Origin of the sequence: Rhizobium sp. PP-F2F-G48, from assembly GCF_004342335.1 — a bacterium.
GTDB lineage: Bacteria > Pseudomonadota > Alphaproteobacteria > Rhizobiales > Rhizobiaceae > Ferranicluibacter.
Genome location: NZ_SLVH01000001.1, coordinates 120077 through 139234, shown reverse-complemented (window position 1 = coordinate 139234; position 19158 = coordinate 120077). Strand labels below are relative to the sequence as shown.

Here is a 19158-nt window from a genome sequence, read left to right as displayed (position 1 = left end):
TGTCAGCCTGTCGAAACGTCACGAACCGCGGCGACCGCAACGCGTGATCGAGACACGCGCTGGGATCGCAGCGGAGAATTCGGGAACGGTTGTGGACCTCCTCTGGATCGGCAACGTCCAGCATGCAGGACGACCCGCGAGGCCTTGCAGCCCGCCGATTCCGCATGCACCCAGATGCCGATTCCCCTCCCGAAGCCCGATTCTCCTCCCGAAAATGCCGTTTCGTCACCGGCGCGGACAGAAAAATCATATTGTAATACTTTTGTAAACAGGGAACCTGCGCTTTTCCGCATGGACAGAATATCGCCTGCGCAAGTCCGTGCAGATTGGCACGGGAGTGTGACAGCGAAAAGGCCGATGCATCGACATGCACCGGCCTTTTGGATGGTGATCAGCGTCTCTGACCGCTCAGACGGCCAGACGCTTGGAAACCTGGCCGCGAAGCGCGTTCAGATCCTTGGCGAAGGCGCGGATGCCTTCGGAAAGCTTCTCGGTCGCCATGGCATCTTCGTTCAGCATCCAGCGGAACGTCTTCTCGTCCATGTGGATCTTGTCCACCGGCGTGACGTTGTCGGGCGAAAGCTTGCGCTCCAGCTTGCCCTCGTCCTTGGACAGGTCTTCGAGGAGCGCCGGGCTGATGGTCAGGCGGTCGCAGCCGGCAAGCGCTTCGATCTCGCCGATATTGCGGAACGAGGCGCCCATGACGACGGTCTTGATGTCGTTGGCCTTGTAGTAGTTGTAGATCTCGCGGACCGAGACCACGCCCGGATCGGTTTCGGACGTGTACTTCTCGCCCGTGGACTTGACGTACCAGTCGAGGATACGGCCGACGAAGGGGGAGATGAGGAAGGCCTTGGCATCGGCGCAGGCGACGGCCTGGGCCATGCTGAAGAGCAGCGTCAGGTTGCAGTCGATGCCTTCCTTCTGCAGCACTTCGGCGGCACGGATGCCTTCCCAGGTGGAGGCGAGCTTGATCAGGATGCGGTCGCGTTCGATGCCGCGCTCCTTGTAGGCGGCGATGATGGCGCGGCCCTTGGCGATCGAGCCTTCGGTGTCGAAGGACAGGTCGGCATCGACTTCGGTCGAGACGCGGCCGGGAACGAGCTTGGACAGCTCAGCCCCCACGGACACGGCCAGACGGTCGGCAACGGCGCTGACCAGCGCATCGCCCGAGGTCGACTGGCTCTTTGCCCAGGTCACGGCTTCGGCATTGATCTCGTCGAACAGCGGTGTTCCCAGCGCCTTCAGCACGATGGTCGGGTTGGTCGTGCAATCCACCGGCTTGAGGCGGGCAACGGCCTCGATATCACCGGTGTCGGCCACGACGGTCGTGATGCCGCGTAATTGTTCCAGCTTGGACATCATCTTCGCCTTTCGTCTTCTTTCGTCGGGAGGTGCGGAATGCGGCCTCAGCGGCGCGTGCATGCTGCCCTCGATAGGACTTCGCCGCTGTGCGACGCTGGGTGACACCGAACGGGGAAAACGGGCAACCGGTTCCATTTTCGGCTCGTCTGGATATGAGGAGCTTGATGACTTTTGTCAAATCGTTTATTCAAAAGTTGTGCGGTCGACCCCCTATCTACGGTGTCATTCGGACGGCCACGAAACTTCAGCCCGCTTGCGCGACGACGCTGACGCGGCAACCGCTGACGCGGAGGGATAGACGCCTTGGCCAGACTGGACCGGACCCATCACAACATCCTGCTCGACACGCGCTCCCTGCGCCTGCGGGCGGCCTGGCTCTATTACAACAGAGGATTGACGCAGAAGGACATCGCCGAAAACCTCGGCATCAGCCGCGCGACCGTGATCCGCATGCTGGACGAGGCGGTGAAGCGGGCCGAAGTGCAGATCTGGATCAACGAGACGCCGGAGGACTGCACCGGCCTTGCGCTGCGGCTCGAGGAAAAGCTCGGGCTGGACGAGGCGATCGTCGTGCCGGGCGAAGGCGACGTGGTTGAAACGGCGCGGGATGTCGGGGCGGCGCTCGGCACCTTCCTGTCGGAGGTCATCCGCGATGGCAATGTGGTCGGCGTCGGCTGGGGCCGGACGCTCAGCGCCTCGCTGCAGACGTTTCGCCCGCCGCGCATGGAGAACGCCAAGATCGTGTCGCTGCTTGGCGGACTGATCGAGACCTCCACCCTCAATCCGGTCGATTACTCCTGGCGTCTGGCAAGCGCGCTCGGAGCGGATTGCATGCTGATGTTGGCGCCCCTGATCGTGGACAGCGAGGAAACCAAGGCGCGCCTGATCGAGCGCTGCGGACTGGACCGGCTGTTTGCCACAGCCGAGATGCTCGACATCGCCGTCGTCAGCTGCGGCGATTTCAGCGCCCACGGCTCCTCCCTCTCGCCTGGCTTTCTGCTGCCGGAAGATCTGAAGGCGCTGCTCGCGGCCGGCACGGTCTGCGATACGCTCTGTCATTTTCTCGACGCGGCGGGAAACAGCGTCGATCACCCGCTCAACCGGCGCGTCATGTCCGTCGGCCTCTCCGCCGTCGCCAAGGCCCGACACGTCGTCATTGCCTCGGGCGGCCGCAAGCGCGTCGCGGCCATCCGCGCCACCATGGCCCGCACCGGCTGCCACACGCTCATCACCGACGAAGCCGCGGCACGGGGTCTGCTCGAAACGGCCTGAGAGCGTGCCTGCGTGTGTGCGGAACATGCGACAACGGGGGAACAGAAAGCCGGTCTGAGCTGTTGTCTTCGGGAAACGAACCCAAGGAGACACACATGGCGCATACCGATGACACCGCGAAGGTCTGGGACCTGATCGACAAGATCGGCTTCTGCATGCTGGCAACCGAAAGCGGCAACGACATCCGCGCGCGTCCGATGGCGGCCTATGTCGAGCGCATGGAAAATTCCGTCTACTTCCTGACGGATGCAGACAGCCACAAGGACGAGGAAGTCGAAGCCCACCCGAACGTGTGCCTGGCCTTCGCCGACTCGAAGGGGCAAAAATACGTCTCGCTCTCCGGCACCGCGTCCGTCGAGAACGACCGCGAGAAGATCAAGGAACTTTGGGGCACGCCGGCCAAGGCCTGGTGGGACAGCCCGGATGATCCGAAGATCCGCATCCTGCGCGTCACCCCGTCGTTCGCCGAATACTGGGACAGCCCCGGCACCGTCATCAGCTATATCAAGATGGCCGCCGCCGCCGTGTCCAACACGAGGCCCGACATGGGCGAGAACGCCAAGGTCAATCTCTGATCGGTCTCCCGTGACCGATCATGTCCAACGGCGCGGCCTCCCAGCCGCGCCGTCTTTCGTCGTGTCGCCGATGCGTCAATGTCGACAACCTGTATTACCCCATGTTAGACACGCGTGTGGCCCCCGCGATCAGAGGGCCGGCATCGGATGCAAGGGGGTCTCATGACGGAAGCGGTATCGCCGGAAGCGGTTCGCGCCCGCGGCTCGGGAACGCAGAGCGTCTACGCGGCCTTGCGGGCCGAAATCCTCTCCATGACGCTGTCGCCCGGCAGTCCGCTCGACGAGGTCCGCCTGTCGGAACGCTTCGGCATGTCGCGCACGCCCATTCGCGAAGCGCTGCTGCGCCTGTCCGCCGATGGTCTGGTGACGACGCTGCCGAACCGCAACACCATCGTCGCCACCATCGATTTCGCCGCCTTGCCGCCCTATTTCGACGCGCTCACGCTCATGTACCGCGTCACGACCCGCGCCGCTGCCGCGCGCCGCGATGCCGTGCAGATGGCGGAGATCCGACGGCATCAGCAGGCGTTCGCCGAGGCGGTCGAGGCGCATGATGCCTATGGCATGATCGAGGCCAATCGCGAGTTCCATGTCGCCATCGCCGTGCTCGGCGGCAATCCCTATTACGTCACCTTCTTCAGCCGCCTGCTGGACGAGGGTCGGCGCATCCTGCGGCTCTATTATTCGACCTTCGACGACCGCCTTCCCCGCCAATATGTCGAGGAACACGAGGCCTTCATTTCCGCGATCGAGGCGGGCGACGTGGAGGAATGCGACCGGCTGGCCATCGCCCATGCCGCGCAGATCGTGCGGCAGATCCAAGAATATGTCGCCCGCGACATGGGCAAGGCGACGGCCATCCAAAACCTCTAGGAAGCGGGACGGCGTCACCCCGCTCATCGTCAGACACACAGAAAGCCTGTCATGCCCCATCCCGATTTCGGCCTTCCCACGTTCATTTCCGATGCCGAGCGGCAGCAGCGTCTCGACAGGCTGCGCGCGAGCCTCGACGCCCAAGGCCTTGCCGGCCTCCTGCTCGGGTCTTCGAAAAGCCTGCAATATTTCACCGGCCTTCACTGGCATGCGAGCGAGCGCCTGCTCGGCGCTCTGGTGACCCCGACCGCACTGCACTACATCGTTCCCGGTTTCGAGCAGAGCCGCGTCGAGACCCTGCCGCATCTGCCGGGCGACATCGCCGTCTGGCAGGAGGAGGAAAGCCCGGCCGACCTCATCCGCCGCATCCTCGGCGCGACGGGCACGCTCGCGCTCGACGACGCCCTGCCGCTCGCGATCTATCACCCGCTGGCGACGGCCTTCGGCGCGGAACGTCTCGTGGATGGCGGGCCGGTCATCCGCGACATCCGGATCGTTAAATCGGCCGCCGAGATCGCCATCATCCAGCACGCCATGACCCTCACGCTCGAAGTGCACAGGCGGGCGCATGCGCAGATGGCGCCGGGCGTGCGGGCCTCCGACATCGTCCGCTTCATCGACCGCGAGCACCGGGCGCTGGCCGGGTCCGGCTCCACCTTCTGCATCGTCTCCTTCGGCACCGCGACCGCCCTGCCCCACGGCGCGGACGGCGATCAGGTTCTGGCCGAAGGCGATGCGATCCTGGTCGATACCGGCACGCGGATCGACGGTTATCACTCGGATCTCACCCGCACCTATATGTTGGGCGACGCGACGCCGGAGTTTTCGCGCGCCTGGAGCATCGAGCGGGAGGCGCAGCAGGCCGTGTTCGACGCCGCCCGCCTCGGCGCACCCTGCCACAGCCTCGACGATGCCGCCCGGGCGGTGCTGGTGCGCCACGGCCTCGGCCCGGACTACACGCTTCCCGGCCTGCCCCATCGCGCCGGGCACGGTCTGGGGCTCGAAATCCACGAGCATCCCTATATCGTGCGCGGCAACACGCTGCCGCTGCGCGCCGGCATGGTGTTTTCCAACGAGCCGATGGTCGTCTTCCCCGACCGCTTCGGCGTTCGCCTGGAGGATCACATCTACATGACCGAGACAGGCCCGAAATGGTTCACCGAACCGGCACCGGGACCGACCCGGCCGGTGGCGTAAGGGTCGGCGGCGGGCGAACCGGACGGCTTGCCCTCGCCGGCTTCAGACCGCCGCCACCGCATCGATCCGCGCCTGACCGCCGACGACGGGCGCGAACGCCTCCCAGACGCCACGGGCCCCCTGCCGCCATGCGGCGATATCCGGCACTTCCAGCACCTGCCCGCCATGCGACAGCGCGGTCGCCACGCTCGTCTCCTCGTCGGCGACGATCAGCCCGTTGAAATATGCAGCACCTTGCGTGGAGGCGTCGCGCAACACCTGCTGCTCCTCCGGCGAAAGCCCGTTCCAGAAGCTGCCGGCGAAATAGACGACGCCGGAGGCGCGGATATGCCCGGTCAGCATCATCACCGGAACGACCTCATAAAGCTTGAAGCCGGCATAGGCAGATTTCGTCAGATCCATCGCGTCGGCGACGCCGGTGGCGAGCGCGTTGTAGGTCTCCGTGATCGGAATGCCGACCGGCACGGCGCCGAAGCCCGACCAGAGTTTCGTATGGAGCGGGCTCTGGATCACGCGGATCTTCCGCCCGACCATCTCCTCCGGCCGCAGGATCGCCTCCTTGGCAAGCAGATGCCGCGCGCCGTAATCGATGAAGCCGGTGGCGATGAAGTTCTGGGCCTCGAGCCTGTCCTGAAGGTCGGCCCCGATCGCACCATCGACCACCCGCGCGACATGCGCCGCATCCCGGTAGAGAAACGGCAGGTCGAGGATCTGCAGCTCCGGCACCCAGCCGGAGAGCGAGGATGCCGTGGAAAGGCTTGCCTGCACGGCGCCGAGCCGCGTCGCTTCGGCCACCTCTTTCTCCCCGCCGAGCGCGCCATTGGCGACGATGTTGAAGCGGAAGCGTCCGGGCATGCGGCTTTCCACCTGCTCGGCGATATGCCGCCAGATCCTGGTTTCCGGCTTGTCCTCGCCCAGCAGCGAGGCGACCGTGATGCTCGTGGTTTTCGCCGAGGCCGGTCGGATAAAAGCGGGCGCGAACAGGCCCGCGGCCAGGGTGGACGTCAGGAAGGTACGGCGGGTGGTCATGGACATGGGTTTGGGATCCTCAAGGACGGAAGATGAGCGCGAGGGCGGACAGGATGAACAACGAGACGAGAAGCGCTGCGAGATAGGGAAGCACGGCACGAAACAGGGCGGAGGCCGGAACGCCGGTGACGCCGGACACGACATAGACGAGCAGGCCGAGCGGCGGCGTCAGCCCGTGAATCATCAGGTTGACCACGAGGATCACCCCGAAATGGACAGGATCGAGGCCGGCCGCAACGGCCGCCGGGAGCAGCACGGGACCGATCAGCAGGATCGCCGCACCGATATCGAGGATGAGCCCCAGCGCCAGCAGAACGAGATTGGAAAGCAGAAGGACCGCGAGCGCGCTGCCGCCGAGCAATGTCACGACGGACTGCATGACCCCGGCGATATCATCGACCGCCAGCAGAAAAGCGAAGGGCGCGGCCGTCCCGATGAGGAGACCGATGGCGGACGCCTCGACGGCCGCCTGCCGGAACACGCCGGCGATACGCTGGACGCCGCGCTGCGCCACCAGAGCGAGGACGAACGTGTAGACGGCCGCGAGGGCCGCCGCCTCCGTGGTCGTGACGATGCCGACGCGGATGCCGAAGACGACGATGAGCCCGAGCCCGAAGGCGGGAATGGCCGAGAGGGCCGCGCGCGCCTGCACGCCGCGCCCGACGCGCGGCATGCGCCCGTGATCGCCGGCCGTGAGCGCGATGGCGACCGCAAGGCAGAACGCCATCAGCCCGCCCGCAACGAAGCCGCCGGTCAGCAGCGCGCCGATCGACAGATTGGTGGCAGCCGCAAGGAGCAGGAAGGCGATGGAGGGCGGAATGACATTGTCGAGCACGGAGGTCGCGGCGACGATGGCGCCGGCCTGTGCCGGCGGATAGCCATGCCGCACCAGCTCCGGCTGGAAGGTCGCGGCCCCGAAGGCGGCGTTGGCCACCGACGAACCGGAGGCACCCGAAAACAGCACGCCGGTGAGAAGCACGGTCTGCGCGAGGCCCGCGCGGCGGTGCCCGACGAGGCTTGCGGCAAACCGTACCAGCCGGTCGGCTGAACCCGACGCGGTGAGAAGCGCGCCCGTGAGCAGGAAGAACGGCACGGCGAGCAACAGGAATTTGGACAGGCCGGCAACCGTGGTCGACAGAACGGCCGGCTCCGGCAGGCTGCTGCCGAAGGCGATTGCCACCGCAGCGGCCGCAAGGAACGCGTGCGAGAGCGGCGCCGACAGAAGGAGCCCGAGCCCCGCGACCAGCGCCAGCCAGACGCTTGCCGGCCAGGATGTGTCGATGACGAACCGGCCCGCGAGAAGATGGAGCGTCACGCCCAAAAGGGGCCCCGCCAGCGCCCTCAACATGTCCCCTTGGGCAATCCGGGTGAGAAACAGCATCACCAGCAGGGCACCGCCACCGAAGAGCGGCAGAGCGAACCGCAGCGCCTCGGGAACGCCGAGCATTGGCGACATGCCGCCGACCATGCCGACGACCGCCCATCCGCCGAAGACGAGGACCAGGCCGGCCAGCACCGAGACCGCATCCGCGCCGATGAGAGCGACCCGCTGCGGCAGGGGCGGCAGCCGCAACACCAGACTGTCGAGCCGCATGGCCAGCGGCCCGCTCAAGGCCAGCGGCGCGCCGAGGGAGATGAGAGCGATGTGCAGCCAGATCCCGAGATCTTCCGCGCCCATCAGCCCGGACCCGAACCCGTAGCGCAGCACGACGCCCGAAATGACGACGCAGAGCATGACCGCAAGCACGAGCCCGGCCAGCGTCCCGAGAAGGCGGTCGGCCACGCGCAGGAGGGCGCCGGCGATCCGCGCGGACGCACCGAGACCGCTTTCGCCAAACTCTCCTTGCCCGCCAATGTCCCCTCGCCCACGCGTCTCGCGAAGGCCGGCTTCGGCTTCCTCCCGGTCGCGCACGGCCGTCACGCGGTCCACCACCGATAGAAATGGTGCACGGGACCCCGTCCCTTGCCGATCGACAGGCCACGCCCGGCTTCCAGCGCCTGATGCAGAAAGGTCTTCGACAGGCTGATCGCCTCGACCACCGCGTAGCCGCGCGCAAGATGCGCCGTGATGGCGGCCGCCAGCGTGCAGCCCGTGCCGTGATCGTTGCGCGTCGCGATCCGCGGTGCGGCGAAGGTCCGCACGCTCTCGCCGTCGAACAGGAGGTCGGTGCTATCAGGCCCATCCCCGTGCCCGCCTTTGATCAGCACGGTTCTGGCACCGGCTTTCACGATCGCCTCGGCCTGCTTCGTCATGCCCGCGCGGTCCTGCGCGATCGGCATTCCCGTCAAAAGCGCGGCTTCCGGCAGGTTCGGCGTGACGATGGCGGCGCGCGGCACCAGCAGACTGCGCAGCGCGTCGATCGCCTCTTCCCGCAGCAGCCGGTCGCCCGAGGTCGCGACCATGACGGGATCGAGCACGACCGGCCCGGCAAAGCCGGCAAGGCCTGTGGCGATCGTCTCGATGGTCTCGGCCCGCGACACCATGCCGATCTTCAGCGCCCGGACATCCATGTCGCCGAAGACCGCCGCCATCTGCGCGGCGATCGTGGCGCAGGAGATGTCCTCGACCGCCGTCACGCCCATCGTGTTCTGCGCCGTCACGGCGGTGATGACGCTGGTGGCAAAGGTCTCGAGCGCGGAGAACGTCTTGATATCGGCCTGGATGCCGGCACCGCCGCCGCTGTCGGAGCCGGCAATGGTCAAGGCGATCGCGGTCATGCCCGGCTCTCCAGCGCCGCATCCACGGCAGAGCGGAACGCCCGGGTCGCCTCCCCGATATCGTGCGCGCGAAAGATCGCCGAGATCACGGCGACGCCATCGGCGCCGGCCGCAATCACCTGGGACACGCGCGGCAGGTCGATCCCGGCGATGGCGCTGACGGGCATATCCGGGCGACGCGTGCGGATGGTTTCCCGCAGCGCGCGCAGGCCCTCGAGCCCGACCGGCGGATCCGGATTGACCTTGGAAAGGGTTTGAAACACCCCGCCGATGCAGGCGTAATCCACCGGCGCACGGCCCGCCCGCTCCGCATCCGCGGCCGTTTTCACGGTGAGCCCGATGATCGCGCCGTCGCCGAGCAGACGCCGCGCGGTCTCCGCATCCATGTCGTCTGCCCCGAGATGCACCCCATGCGCACCCGCCGCCAGCGCCACATCCACCCGGTCGTTGACGACGAAACCGACGCCGGTGCCGGCAAGGGCCTCCAGGATGGCGCGGGCACGCTCGATCATGATGCGGGTCGACGCCGCCTTGTCGCGATACTGGATCAGCGTCGCCCCGTTCCGGGCGGCGGCAAGCGCCAGATCCGGGAGAGGCGCGATCTCCGCGAGCGATGCATCGACGATCGCGTTGAGGCGATCGTCGACCTTAGGCGGTCTCGTGACGGTCATGTCGTATCCTTGCAAGATGAAGAATGTCGGCGTCGCCGATGGTGGCGAGCGCGTCGAGAAAGAGCGGCGCGAAGGTGCCGGGCCCCTGCGCCGCGGATGCCGCGCGTTCGGCCGCAACGCCGGTGACCGTCAGGGCCGCCGCCGCCGCGCAGAGCGCATCCGGCTCGATGGCGAGAAAGGCGGCGATGACGCCGCCCGAGAGGCAGCCGGTGCCCGTCACCTGCGCCATGAAGGGATGCCCGTTGCCGATCTCGACGGAGACGCCGTCGACCTGGAGCAGATCGACCGGACCGGTGACGATCCGCAGGATGCCGGGCGTCTCCCCGATCAAGGCCATTTCGGCGCGATTGCCGCGCATGACGGTCGGCTGCAGCGCGATCAGCTCCCGCGCGAAGGCGAGCCGGGATGGCGAGTAATCGCAATGGACGGGATCGACGATCCACGGCTTGCCCTGATCCCGCGCCACCGCGACGCCGAGCCGGATGGCCTCCCGCCGTTCCGCGTCCAGTGTGCCGAGATTGACGGTTAGCGCATCGGCCCGTCCGACGAAGCTTTCCACCTCTTCGAGCGATCCGGTCATCGAGGGCAGCCCGCCGATGACCGTGATGCCGTCGGCCGTGAACTTCTGCACCACGCTGTTCATGAGGCAATGCACGCGCGGCCTTGCCTTCCGCACCCGCGCCAGCAGACTGCCAACGGTCTCTGCCGTGACCCTGCTCATTTCAGCTCCACGGCGATCTCGGCGACATCAGGCGCCTTCGCGATCAGCCCCTCGTCCTTCATGAAGGCGCCGAAGCGGGCATAACGGCCGGTATCGAGCGCGGCGGGACGCTTGGCGAACCGCGGCAGCGTGTCGAAAAAGGCGGTGCGGTTCAGCTCGTCGTTCAGGTTCGGATAGGCCTTGGCAAACAGCGCCCAGGCCTCGTCCGGATGATTGGTGAGGAAGATCGCGGCATCCTCCACGGCCGAGAGAAAACGCGGCAGCCGGTCGTCCCCGATCAGATCCCGATGCGTGACGAAAACCAGCTCGTCATAAACGGGGATGCCGTGCTCCTCCAGGAAGAAGGCGCGGCCCGGATGCCCCTCGATCTTCATCTGGGTCAGCTCGAAATTGCGATAGCCGCCGATCGTCGCGTCGACCGCGCCCGAAATGAGCGAGGGCGACAGGGAGAAATTGACGTTGACGAGCTCGACGTCGCCCTTTCCCAGCCCTTCGGCGGCCAGCATGCGCTGCAGCAGCACATCCTCGAAGCCCGAGACGGAATAGCCGATCTTCCGGCCCTTCAGATCCTTCAGGCTCTTGATCGGCCCGTCCGCGAGAACCGTCACCGTGTTCAGCGGCGTTTCCACCAGAGTGCCGAAGCGCACGAGCGGCAGGCCCGCTTCGTGGTCACGATAGAGATTGGGCTGGTAGTGAATGCCGATATCCGCCTGCTTGGCCGCAACCAGCCGCGGCACGACGGAGGGGTCGGCCGGCGGCACCAGCGTGACATCGAGCCCGGCCTTGGCAAACAGGCCTTTCTCCTGTGCGATCACCATGGGCGCGTGGTCGGGATTGACGAACCATTCGAGCAGCACGGTCAGCTTGTCGGCAGCGTGGGCAGAGGTGGTCGCGAAAAGGCTCGTGACGGCAAGCATCGTCGCGATGAGAAGACGGATCATGGAGATCTCCAGGTTGAGGCGGTTTGAGATGGTCTGCGACCGGAATCCGGGCGATTGCCCTCGCGCGCCCAGGGCGCGAGACGGGCGGTGAGGAGATCGACCAGCAGGCGCAGGATGAGGGTCATGGCGGCGAGCACGGCCATGGCGGCAAAGACGGTGGCCGTCTGCATGCGGGCATTGGCCTGCACCATGACGAAGCCGAGGCCGGCCGACGCACCCACCCACTCGCCGACGACGGCCCCGAGCGGCGCGAGCGGCGCTGCAACCCGCAGGCCGGAAACAAGGCTCGGTAGCGCCAGCGGCGCGCGCACGGACACCAGGGCCTGCCAGTGGGAGGCCTGCGTCAGCGAGACCGCGTCCACGATGTCCCGCTCCGTCCGGTTCAGCCCGTCCGCAAAGGCGGAGGCGACGGGAAAGAAGATGATCAGCACCGTCATCGCCACCTTGGAGGCCATGCCGAAGCCGAGCCAGACGACGAGGATCGGCGCCAGCACGAAGACCGGCAGCGCCTGGAGAACCAGGATCGTCGGCCAGACGAAAGGCCCGATGCGCGGATGCGCCGCAAGCGCAAACGCCGTGGCCGCACCGAGGACCGCGCCGGCCCCAAGCCCGATGAGGATTTCCGACAGGGTGACGAGGCTCTGCGCCAGAAGGAAATCCCACTGGTCCCGAAACACCATGGCGACAACGAGCGGCGACGGCAGCAGATAGGCCGGCGGCGAAAACACGGCCGTCCCGGCCTGCCACAGCAGGATCAAGCCGCCAAGCCCCAGCGCCGCATGAAAAGCACGCACGGCTAGCCGCCGAAAACGCGCGGCGGGAAAAGCGGACGAGAAACGAACGGCATGAGCGATCTCCACACATTGGCGACGGAGATCCAGGCGAGCGGAGAAGAGAGAAAGGGCCGTGGGCGGACACCTGTTTTCCGTTCCTACGCCGGTATGACCCGGATCAGGTTCATAACGGTTCGGCTTTCGCCATCTCAGCCCCTTGAAGGACACCCGTCGGAATGCCGCTAACCTATGAAAACAAAGGGCTTTTTGTCAACACCCTCCTGCTCGATTGCCTTTCCCCTCCATTCATCAGTCTGAAACTGCTCATTTTACTGCTCATTTTGCTCTCGCCCGAACGCCTTGTATCAAGCTTAAAAACAGTCATCGACAATAATTCCAAATGATTTCGAATAACGCTCGGCACATTCACCATTGAATATTTTTCTTGACAGAAACAAAATGCTCATTTTCTCTCGATATACATGACAAAAGACTCGACAACTAAAATTTCCCTGTTAAAAGCCGACACCGAAAGGATTAGAAATGACGTACCGATCATACATCACTCAGAAGAAATCATCTGGAATTTACGAGTTTATCTACAACTTACCAAAAGAGCTTCGTGAACCGGGCACGCCTTCTCAAAAAAGGCAATCTCTCAAGACACGGAGCTATGCCTAAGCGATGAAGAAGGCGATTCCCCTCATCGAACTCTACGTTGACAACAAAACAGTCGGAAATATTCGGAAAGGAACAAAATTGACACTTCAGATGGCTGCTCAGTCGGCAAACAAAAATGATCTAAGCTACATGGACCATAAGGAAATACGCGCACTTGATACCGACGAATTCCTTGATATGGCAGTCAAGCGCAGGAACGTCTTCACGAAGCTGAAGGCGCTTGGTGACCTCGATCTGGCGGCTTTGTCCGGTGAAGTCGTCGCACCGCTGACCTTCATGGAAGCCCTCGAACGGTACTGGTCGCTGACACCGGAGCGTTTTGTCGGGGTCACTGAATATAAGGCTAAGTTGAAGAAGAACCGGGACCGCAAACCCGTCACCGACTTCATCGAGCGAATGGGTGATGTCGATATTCTGAAGCTGAAGCTAAAGGACTGCAACGAGTATCGGGCAAAGCTTATTGCGGCGTGTGTCGCAAAGGAGTTGAAATCCGAACAGGCGACGTGGCGTATTTCCAAGCTTCGGGAGATCATCCGAGAGGTTTATGATAACGAGTTTCCAGAGCGTGAAAACCCGTTCATGAAGGTCAAGCCCATCGACCTCAAGGACGGTTCCAAGCATCAACCCTTCACGGAAATCGAAATCGATAAGGTCAACGCCGAACTTCTGACCGCGAACCTTAGCGATGAGGCAAAGGGCGTGATCACGGTTGCACAGATGACCGGGGCAATTGCGTCGGAAATCGGCGGGCTCTTGCCGGAAGACATTTTCGTTGATGCCGAGCTTCCCCACATCATCATCCGACCAAACAGAATTCGTCAGTTGAAGACGGATAGCCGTCCGCGCACCTTGCCCCTGTTTGGCGCGATGCTGGAGGTCTTTCAGCGATACCCGAATGGCTTCACCTCTTACCAAGACGATAGAGGGTGGCAACGCCTGAACAGGAATCTGTCCGACTTCTTCAAGCGCGTGACGCCCGGAAAGTCGATGTATTCGAACCGTCACCGAATTGAGGATTGCCTGAAAGCGGTGAGAATCGACGGTGGCGTTCGATCCGAGATCAAAGGGCACTCCACCAAGGGCATGAGTGAATTTTACGGCACCAATCGCGATATCCTTGATATCAAGGAAATATTGGAGAAAGCATTGACGGAAGGAGCAGCGAAGAAACGAGATAAAGAACGCCGGATGTCTCGACCGGCAGCATGAAAGACATGCGAACGAACAGAAGTGACGCTCAGAAGAACGGGCGTTATTTGACATATATTATGGAAAACTGAAAGATAACAGACATGAGAAACAAAATTGCAACTAAATTCAACAGCGATCCGGAACGACCCGGTGGTAAGACGCGAATTCGTCAATGACATGAAGCGGTTTATTGCCGCACTGAAGGAAAAAGGATTTACCGCGTCAGCGACTTCATGGGCAAAGAAGCTCAAAGAGCTGGAAAATGAATTGTCAATGCTGGACGAGTATTGACGGAGAGAAATAGGCAAAATGAACCATGCAGTCTTGGGTATCCCCGTACTGCCGGTAAGCTCGTGAAATAATCCTTTGCGAACCTGCTACACTCCAGTCAACATAGCACTACTCTTTCGCTAATACACCAAACCCAAATGCCGCCATCCTAAAGCGTTGGCGGCATTGGTGTATCTGATGTGTAGATAATATCTCTATCAGTGCCTACGGCACGAGGCTTCGCCTCAACTCCATATCTGAATATGATATTATGCTTAAGAACTCAACAGCTTCTCTGTATTATTCATAAGCGATAACGCTATTATACTACCTTTGACGATCAATGTCAAGTAAAATCGTATGATTTCAATGGGTTAATGCATCATAGGTCATCAGGTCCGCAGATCGGCATCTCTCTAAATAATAGAACAATCAACAGAGAGAGACCCACCATATGACCAACAGCACCCTACACGACGTCGTCCTATCCATCATGCAAGGAAAAGGATTTTCAGCAGCCTACATCAACGAACTGTCTGATGAACGATTTGCTGCTGACATCGCTGAACTGACGGCTGCTCCAGCGCCAGCGGACAGCATTCTGAGCACAGATGAGCGAGCAAGGCTGATGTCGGCAGAAGTAAACGGCATCATTGCTGGCGCTGCCAGACGTGCGTATGTGCGGAGGTCCGCATGAGCACGGACACCGTACGCGCCACCTACAAGCCCCTCACCGATCTCCAGAAGGAGCAGATGGCAACGGTGAAGTCGTGTGGTCAGGAACTCATCGAGATCATCGACGGTATTGGACCCGGTCGTGAAACCAGTCTGGCAAAGACCAAGGTGGAAGAAGCGGTAATGTGGGCGACAAAGGCTGTCACGGCTCAAGGCTCGATAGAGTAGGACGATTGAATAGGCACTGTCAGAGATGGCGGTGTCATTTTCGTTTATAATTAAGTCAAAGAGCGAACACTTCCGGAACATTGCAAGCGCATGTCCGTTCAGCCCTTCGCATAAAGATAGGGCTCCGCCATGCCGCGCTATTTCTTCAACGTTCACGACTTCGATGAAACGTTCATTGACGAGGATGGTATTGAGCTTCCCGATGATGGTCAGGCAAAGCATGAAGCGATATTGGCGGCTCGTGAGTTGGTCATGGAAAAAGTCCGTAGTGGCGACCTTATCGCTGATCAGACGATAGAGGTTCAGACGCCAGAACATCCCCTGTTCGTCATCCCGCTTCGGGCAGTCATCAATATTAAGATTGACTTATGTCCTTGCCGGCTCTGCCCTTCTTTCGCTTAATGTGATCTCGGTCATTTCATCATCTTCGATAGTGATCAGTCTCGTCGCATGAGACCGATCATGAGCTTATTTCCATCGCGGTTCCCGCACTGGCACTTCAAACGCGGTTGCAGGGCGAACAGGGTCATGTCAGCCCCGACCCAACGCATAATTGCGCCAGAGTCGAACCACGACTGGCGCTGGCAGACGTCGCACTCTGCACCAAGCATTTCCCAAGAGGACAGGTCTTTCAGCGCCTTATGAAGCTCGAATTGCGCGTAACGCGTCCTCACGGGCCTGTCGCTTCGCAGATCGATGCTCTTGCGGTGTTTCATCGCCGTCAGGCCTCTGGAGCGGTATCCGGAAGGCGTGTGAAGGATGGAAGCCAGCCGCGACCCATTCCCCGCGACAACAGGCTTGATGCGATGTGCAACTGATCGCGGGCAAAATCCAATTCCAGCACGAGAGTCTTGATCGCTTCGAAAGCGTCCCCGTCATGCTCTTGGATGATATGTCGAGCGAGGACGTCGGCAGTTACCGGGAGGGCTTCAGGTGCAGTCTCGGTATTGGCAATCTTGGGGACAGCGGCGTTCATGGCGTGGACTCTCCTAATGAGAACGAAGCAAGAACGTAGCTTTGTGATCTCATGGCGGTGCGGAGTCAATGCGGACGTCGAAATGCGGTGTGGAATACGATGGAGGTAGGGTGATTTATCTCAATCTATGGTGCCAGAAAGCCTGGAAAAGGTGGCTTTCTGAGGCAGCAAAAACGCAATATTTCACAAAGTGGTAGTTTGGTACGTTCTCGCCAATGTATAACCCGATTTAAATAGTGTATTTAATTTGGCTTATATAATAACCGATATCGCCTTATCACATTGATTTCCCTCACATTTTGTGGTATAATGCCAGCTTCCCCAACAGAAAGGACATCAAGAGAACACTACGCACGCAGATTAATACACATAATAGCGGCGTCTATGCGCTGACCAACGTCGTGACCGGGCGTCAGTATATCGGGTCGAGCAAGAACCTTGAGAGTAGATATAGAAGTCACTTGAGTGCGCTTTCACGCGGCAGACACACGAACAAACCCCTTCAAAGTGATTTCTCCAGCAACAACGATCTCCAATTCGAAGTCCTCCAGTTTGCGGACGTTGGCGAACTGAAGGAAATCGAGCAGCTATATCTGACACATCAGACTTTAGCAATCTGTACAACATTGCGCAGAACGCAAATGGTGGTTCGCTAAAGCGCTGGTGGAAAAATGCGGAAGGACGAATGGCTCATGAGAAGCCGGAGTGACAACCGATCCGGCAATTACTTCTTCCACTTATCTCTAATATAACGAGAGACAAATTCCACTTCTGGAAACATTGTCCGTGAATTAATATTCAAAAGGTCTAATTCACGTAAAATCCCCGGTTTATCTGCTGCTGGAATAAGCAGTTCGTCTTTTATAAACGAGCCCGTCCGTCTCCTAAGAGAGTATTCAAGTAGTCCAGTAGCGATAAATGCTCCGGATTGCGCAATCACGCGTCTGTTGTTTTTTGCTGAATGCACAAAGAAATATGTAAACAGATCGATGGGCTGGGCAATGTCCAAGAAATACGGCTTCTCAACGCGGACAAATTGACACAGTCGTTTCATCGCCGGAAGTTCACGGAAAAGCTCAAGTTCGCCGGGATCAGCGTCATCAATGATTTCTAAGTAAGCCGTGATGATCAGTTCTCTCTCATAGTCAGAGAGACGTGCAAGATTACAGATCAAACTCACGGTATCGCTATCCGGAAATTTTGTAAAACCTTCATGGAAGGTAAATATCTGCACCGACCCAGTAACGGTATGGTACTTCGTCTCATCGCAAGCAAAGTAAAGCCCAACCAGCGGGTTCAATGACACGTCAAGCAGCCGCGTGGGCAAATTGTAGTGTTGGGCTCGCACGAGCTTATCGAACATCGAACGGTCGCTGCTGAACTCAGACGGCGACTCAGACATCAACTCGCTGAACATTTCACTTTCAGCTTCAGGTTTCATGCCCCGCATGACTGAGGGTTGGAGCTTCCAAGTGGCATCCGACTGTCCACGGTAACATCTAACCGCTGGAGGCTCCGGACGCTCGAATATGTTCTCCAAAAACGATGTGACGGTCACAGCACCATGTTTGTTTAAGGGTATCATCGACAAAAGGCGCTCCGAAAGGTTGCTCGTCTGACAATTGCAATGACCTATAGCTTAGACTTGCAATGTTGACCACGTTCTGCCCGGGCGCTGCCTGCCTCGCCAGAATTCCGCCCGAAACTGACAACTATGTTACAAATCAACAATATTTCAGCATAGTCTACTGGATCGGTAGTTTATTAGCCGTTGCTCATGGCTGTATGGTCGTGCGCCTTCCCTTCCCTGCCCGGTCACACCGTCCTCTTGCCTATCCTCATGCGCCATTCTTCCGGTTCATAATCGTTCGATTTTGCACCTTTCTGAACCGGATCGAACAGATGGTTCATAAGTGTGATTGACAACCTTTTGAACCAATACTATTTTGTGACACGATATTGTTACAGATGGATGTGCATGATGAGCCGTACATGGGCATACCTTCGGGTCTCGACTGAAGGACAGGACAACGACAACCAGCTTGCCGAAATCACGGGCAAGGGCTTCGATGTCAAAGAGCGCCATATCATTCGCGATGTGGTTTCAGGCTCGACACCGGCAATGGACCGACCCGGCTTCGCGACACTGATGGGCAAGCTTGACGAAGGTGACCGCCTCGTTGTGACAAAGCTCGACAGGCTTGGTCGCGACAGCATTGATGTGCAGACGACATTGAAGAAGCTGACAGCGATGGGTGTCGAGGTGCATTGCCTTGCGCTTGCCGGGTTTGATCTCGGTTCGGCTATCGGTGGAATGGTAATGCAGGTTCTTGCAGCTGTCGCTCAGTTCGAACGGGAGTTGATAGCCGAACGCACGAAGGCTGGTGTTGCCAATGCACGGGCTAAGGGCAAGGTGCTTGGTCGTCCCGTTGCCCTTACCGATCAACAGAAGAAGGATGCTCGCCAGATGGTCGAGCAAGGGCACTCGTATCGATCTGTCGCCAAGGCGATGGGATGCAGCCATGCGACCATCATGCGGGCGTGCGAAGCGATCTGATCAGAATGGCGGTGAATGCCTTGCCGCTCACATCGACCTCACACATATTCATAGCGGAGTGGAGGACATCCAATGTTTGCAGTCATCATCAGACAGGTTGTCGGTCTTGTCGTAGTCTCATCGCCTATTTGGGGTGCGGGCTTACTGTGTGCGTGGATCATCAAAGACCGTAAGAATATCCAAGGCTCGAAGACATCGGGCTCCATGACCGCGTTGGGCTCGTCGGTTGGTGGTCACTGAATTTCGCAAACGGTCGGCGTACTGAATGGATGCGGAGCGTCCTGACAAGGCGCAGCGGACCAGACACTGCAGAACAAGCACAACTCTCATTTAAAAGAATTTAAAATCTTTAAAATTTCACTTGAAGCCTTCCGCGAAATGTTATATAATTCTGGTATTAGGTCAGTATTTTCAACTGCTTAATACCACATCCTAAATAGCCCTG

21 protein-coding genes and 1 riboswitch are annotated in these 19158 nt (G+C 60.5%); of the genes, 11 read left to right on the top strand and 10 right to left on the bottom strand.

What is annotated here, in order from left to right; all coding sequences use genetic code 11:
- Nucleotides 1-408 precede the first annotated feature (408 nt).
- Nucleotides 409-1365, bottom strand: coding sequence for a transaldolase (tal, locus tag C8J36_RS00650; RefSeq protein ID WP_132531507.1), 957 nt, complete (start codon nt 1363-1365; stop codon nt 409-411).
- Nucleotides 1366-1668: 303 nt separating this feature from the next.
- Between tal and C8J36_RS00645 the strand changes: the two genes are divergently transcribed.
- The 4 genes from C8J36_RS00645 to C8J36_RS00630 all read left to right on the top strand — a co-directional run bounded on the left by C8J36_RS00645 (nt 1669) and on the right by C8J36_RS00630 (nt 5282).
- Nucleotides 1669-2637 carry a sugar-binding transcriptional regulator gene (locus tag C8J36_RS00645; protein ID WP_132531504.1) on the top strand — a complete coding sequence of 323 codons (969 nt, stop codon included), beginning with the start codon at nt 1669-1671 and terminating at the stop codon, nt 2635-2637.
- 95 nt (nt 2638-2732) lie between these two features.
- On the top strand, nt 2733-3212 hold the full coding sequence (locus tag C8J36_RS00640) for a pyridoxamine 5'-phosphate oxidase family protein (protein ID WP_132531501.1): 480 nt from the start codon (nt 2733-2735) through the stop codon (nt 3210-3212).
- 162 nt (nt 3213-3374) lie between these two features.
- On the top strand, nt 3375-4085 hold the full coding sequence (locus C8J36_RS00635; protein WP_132531498.1) for a GntR family transcriptional regulator: 711 nt from the start codon (nt 3375-3377) through the stop codon (nt 4083-4085).
- Nucleotides 4086-4136: 51 nt separating this feature from the next.
- A complete protein-coding gene (locus tag C8J36_RS00630) occupies nt 4137-5282 on the top strand; it encodes a Xaa-Pro peptidase family protein (RefSeq protein WP_132531495.1) in 1146 nt (381 codons plus the stop codon).
- A 42-nt stretch (nt 5283-5324) separates the two neighbouring features.
- On the opposite strand, the gene C8J36_RS00625 is transcribed toward C8J36_RS00630, so the two are convergent.
- The 7 genes from C8J36_RS00625 to C8J36_RS00595 form a co-directional block, all read right to left on the bottom strand.
- The gene (locus tag C8J36_RS00625) at nt 5325-6317 is read right to left on the bottom strand and encodes a TRAP transporter substrate-binding protein (RefSeq protein WP_132531492.1); all 993 of its coding nucleotides are present in this window, start codon (nt 6315-6317) and stop codon (nt 5325-5327) included.
- A 13-nt stretch (nt 6318-6330) separates the two neighbouring features.
- Complete coding sequence (locus C8J36_RS00620; protein ID WP_245506448.1) at nt 6331-8115, bottom strand: TRAP transporter large permease subunit; 1785 nt, start codon at nt 8113-8115, stop codon at nt 6331-6333.
- A gap of 113 nt (nt 8116-8228) precedes the next feature.
- Nucleotides 8229-9029, bottom strand: a complete 801-nt coding sequence (thiD, locus tag C8J36_RS00615) for a bifunctional hydroxymethylpyrimidine kinase/phosphomethylpyrimidine kinase (RefSeq protein ID WP_132531489.1) — start codon at nt 9027-9029, stop codon at nt 8229-8231.
- Nucleotides 9026-9700, bottom strand: a complete 675-nt coding sequence (gene thiE, locus C8J36_RS00610) for a thiamine phosphate synthase (protein ID WP_132531486.1) — start codon at nt 9698-9700, stop codon at nt 9026-9028. The genes thiD and thiE overlap by 4 nt, the downstream gene beginning before the upstream one ends.
- Entirely contained in the window at nt 9678-10421 is a 744-nt protein-coding gene (locus C8J36_RS00605; RefSeq protein ID WP_132531483.1) for a hydroxyethylthiazole kinase, read from the bottom strand. The genes thiE and C8J36_RS00605 overlap by 23 nt, the downstream gene beginning before the upstream one ends.
- Nucleotides 10418-11362, bottom strand: coding sequence for an ABC transporter substrate-binding protein (locus tag C8J36_RS00600; protein ID WP_132531480.1), 945 nt, complete (start codon nt 11360-11362; stop codon nt 10418-10420). Before C8J36_RS00600 ends, C8J36_RS00605 begins: the two co-directional genes overlap by 4 nt.
- On the bottom strand, nt 11359-12156 hold the full coding sequence (locus C8J36_RS00595; protein WP_132531477.1) for an ABC transporter permease: 798 nt from the start codon (nt 12154-12156) through the stop codon (nt 11359-11361). The genes C8J36_RS00600 and C8J36_RS00595 overlap by 4 nt, the downstream gene beginning before the upstream one ends.
- A 117-nt stretch (nt 12157-12273) precedes the next feature.
- Nucleotides 12274-12377: riboswitch (TPP riboswitch) on the bottom strand.
- Between C8J36_RS00595 and C8J36_RS24710 the strand changes: the two genes are divergently transcribed.
- From C8J36_RS24710 to C8J36_RS00575, 6 genes are all read left to right on the top strand, one after another.
- Nucleotides 12372-12539 (top strand): hypothetical protein, encoded by a 168-nt coding sequence (locus C8J36_RS24710; protein WP_165914909.1) that lies wholly within the window; start codon nt 12372-12374, stop codon nt 12537-12539. (Overlaps the previous riboswitch by 6 nt.)
- A gap of 280 nt (nt 12540-12819) precedes the next feature.
- The gene (locus tag C8J36_RS00590; RefSeq protein WP_132531474.1) at nt 12820-14025 is read left to right on the top strand and encodes a hypothetical protein; all 1206 of its coding nucleotides are present in this window, start codon (nt 12820-12822) and stop codon (nt 14023-14025) included.
- 132 nt (nt 14026-14157) lie between these two features.
- Nucleotides 14158-14298, top strand: coding sequence for a hypothetical protein (locus C8J36_RS24705; protein ID WP_165914908.1), 141 nt, complete (start codon nt 14158-14160; stop codon nt 14296-14298).
- Between the two features lie 433 nt (nt 14299-14731).
- Nucleotides 14732-14974 carry a hypothetical protein gene (locus C8J36_RS00585; protein WP_132531471.1) on the top strand — a complete coding sequence of 81 codons (243 nt, stop codon included), beginning with the start codon at nt 14732-14734 and terminating at the stop codon, nt 14972-14974.
- Nucleotides 14971-15180: a hypothetical protein gene (locus tag C8J36_RS00580; RefSeq protein ID WP_132531468.1), complete on the top strand. Its 210-nt coding sequence runs from the start codon at nt 14971-14973 to the stop codon at nt 15178-15180. Before C8J36_RS00585 ends, C8J36_RS00580 begins: the two co-directional genes overlap by 4 nt.
- Nucleotides 15181-15309: 129 nt before the next feature.
- Nucleotides 15310-15582, top strand: coding sequence for a hypothetical protein (locus C8J36_RS00575; protein WP_132531465.1), 273 nt, complete (start codon nt 15310-15312; stop codon nt 15580-15582).
- Nucleotides 15583-15901: 319 nt separating this feature from the next.
- On the opposite strand, the gene C8J36_RS00570 is transcribed toward C8J36_RS00575, so the two are convergent.
- Both C8J36_RS00570 and C8J36_RS00560 read right to left on the bottom strand, forming a co-directional pair.
- Nucleotides 15902-16156: a hypothetical protein gene (locus tag C8J36_RS00570; RefSeq protein ID WP_132531462.1), complete on the bottom strand. Its 255-nt coding sequence runs from the start codon at nt 16154-16156 to the stop codon at nt 15902-15904.
- Between the two features lie 724 nt (nt 16157-16880).
- Nucleotides 16881-17741, bottom strand: a complete 861-nt coding sequence (locus C8J36_RS00560) for an FRG domain-containing protein (protein ID WP_132532928.1) — start codon at nt 17739-17741, stop codon at nt 16881-16883.
- Between the two features lie 393 nt (nt 17742-18134).
- On the opposite strand from C8J36_RS00560, the gene C8J36_RS00555 reads away from it, so the two are divergent.
- Nucleotides 18135-18713, top strand: a complete 579-nt coding sequence (locus C8J36_RS00555; RefSeq protein WP_132531459.1) for a recombinase family protein — start codon at nt 18135-18137, stop codon at nt 18711-18713.
- Nucleotides 18714-19158: the final 445 nt, after the last annotated feature.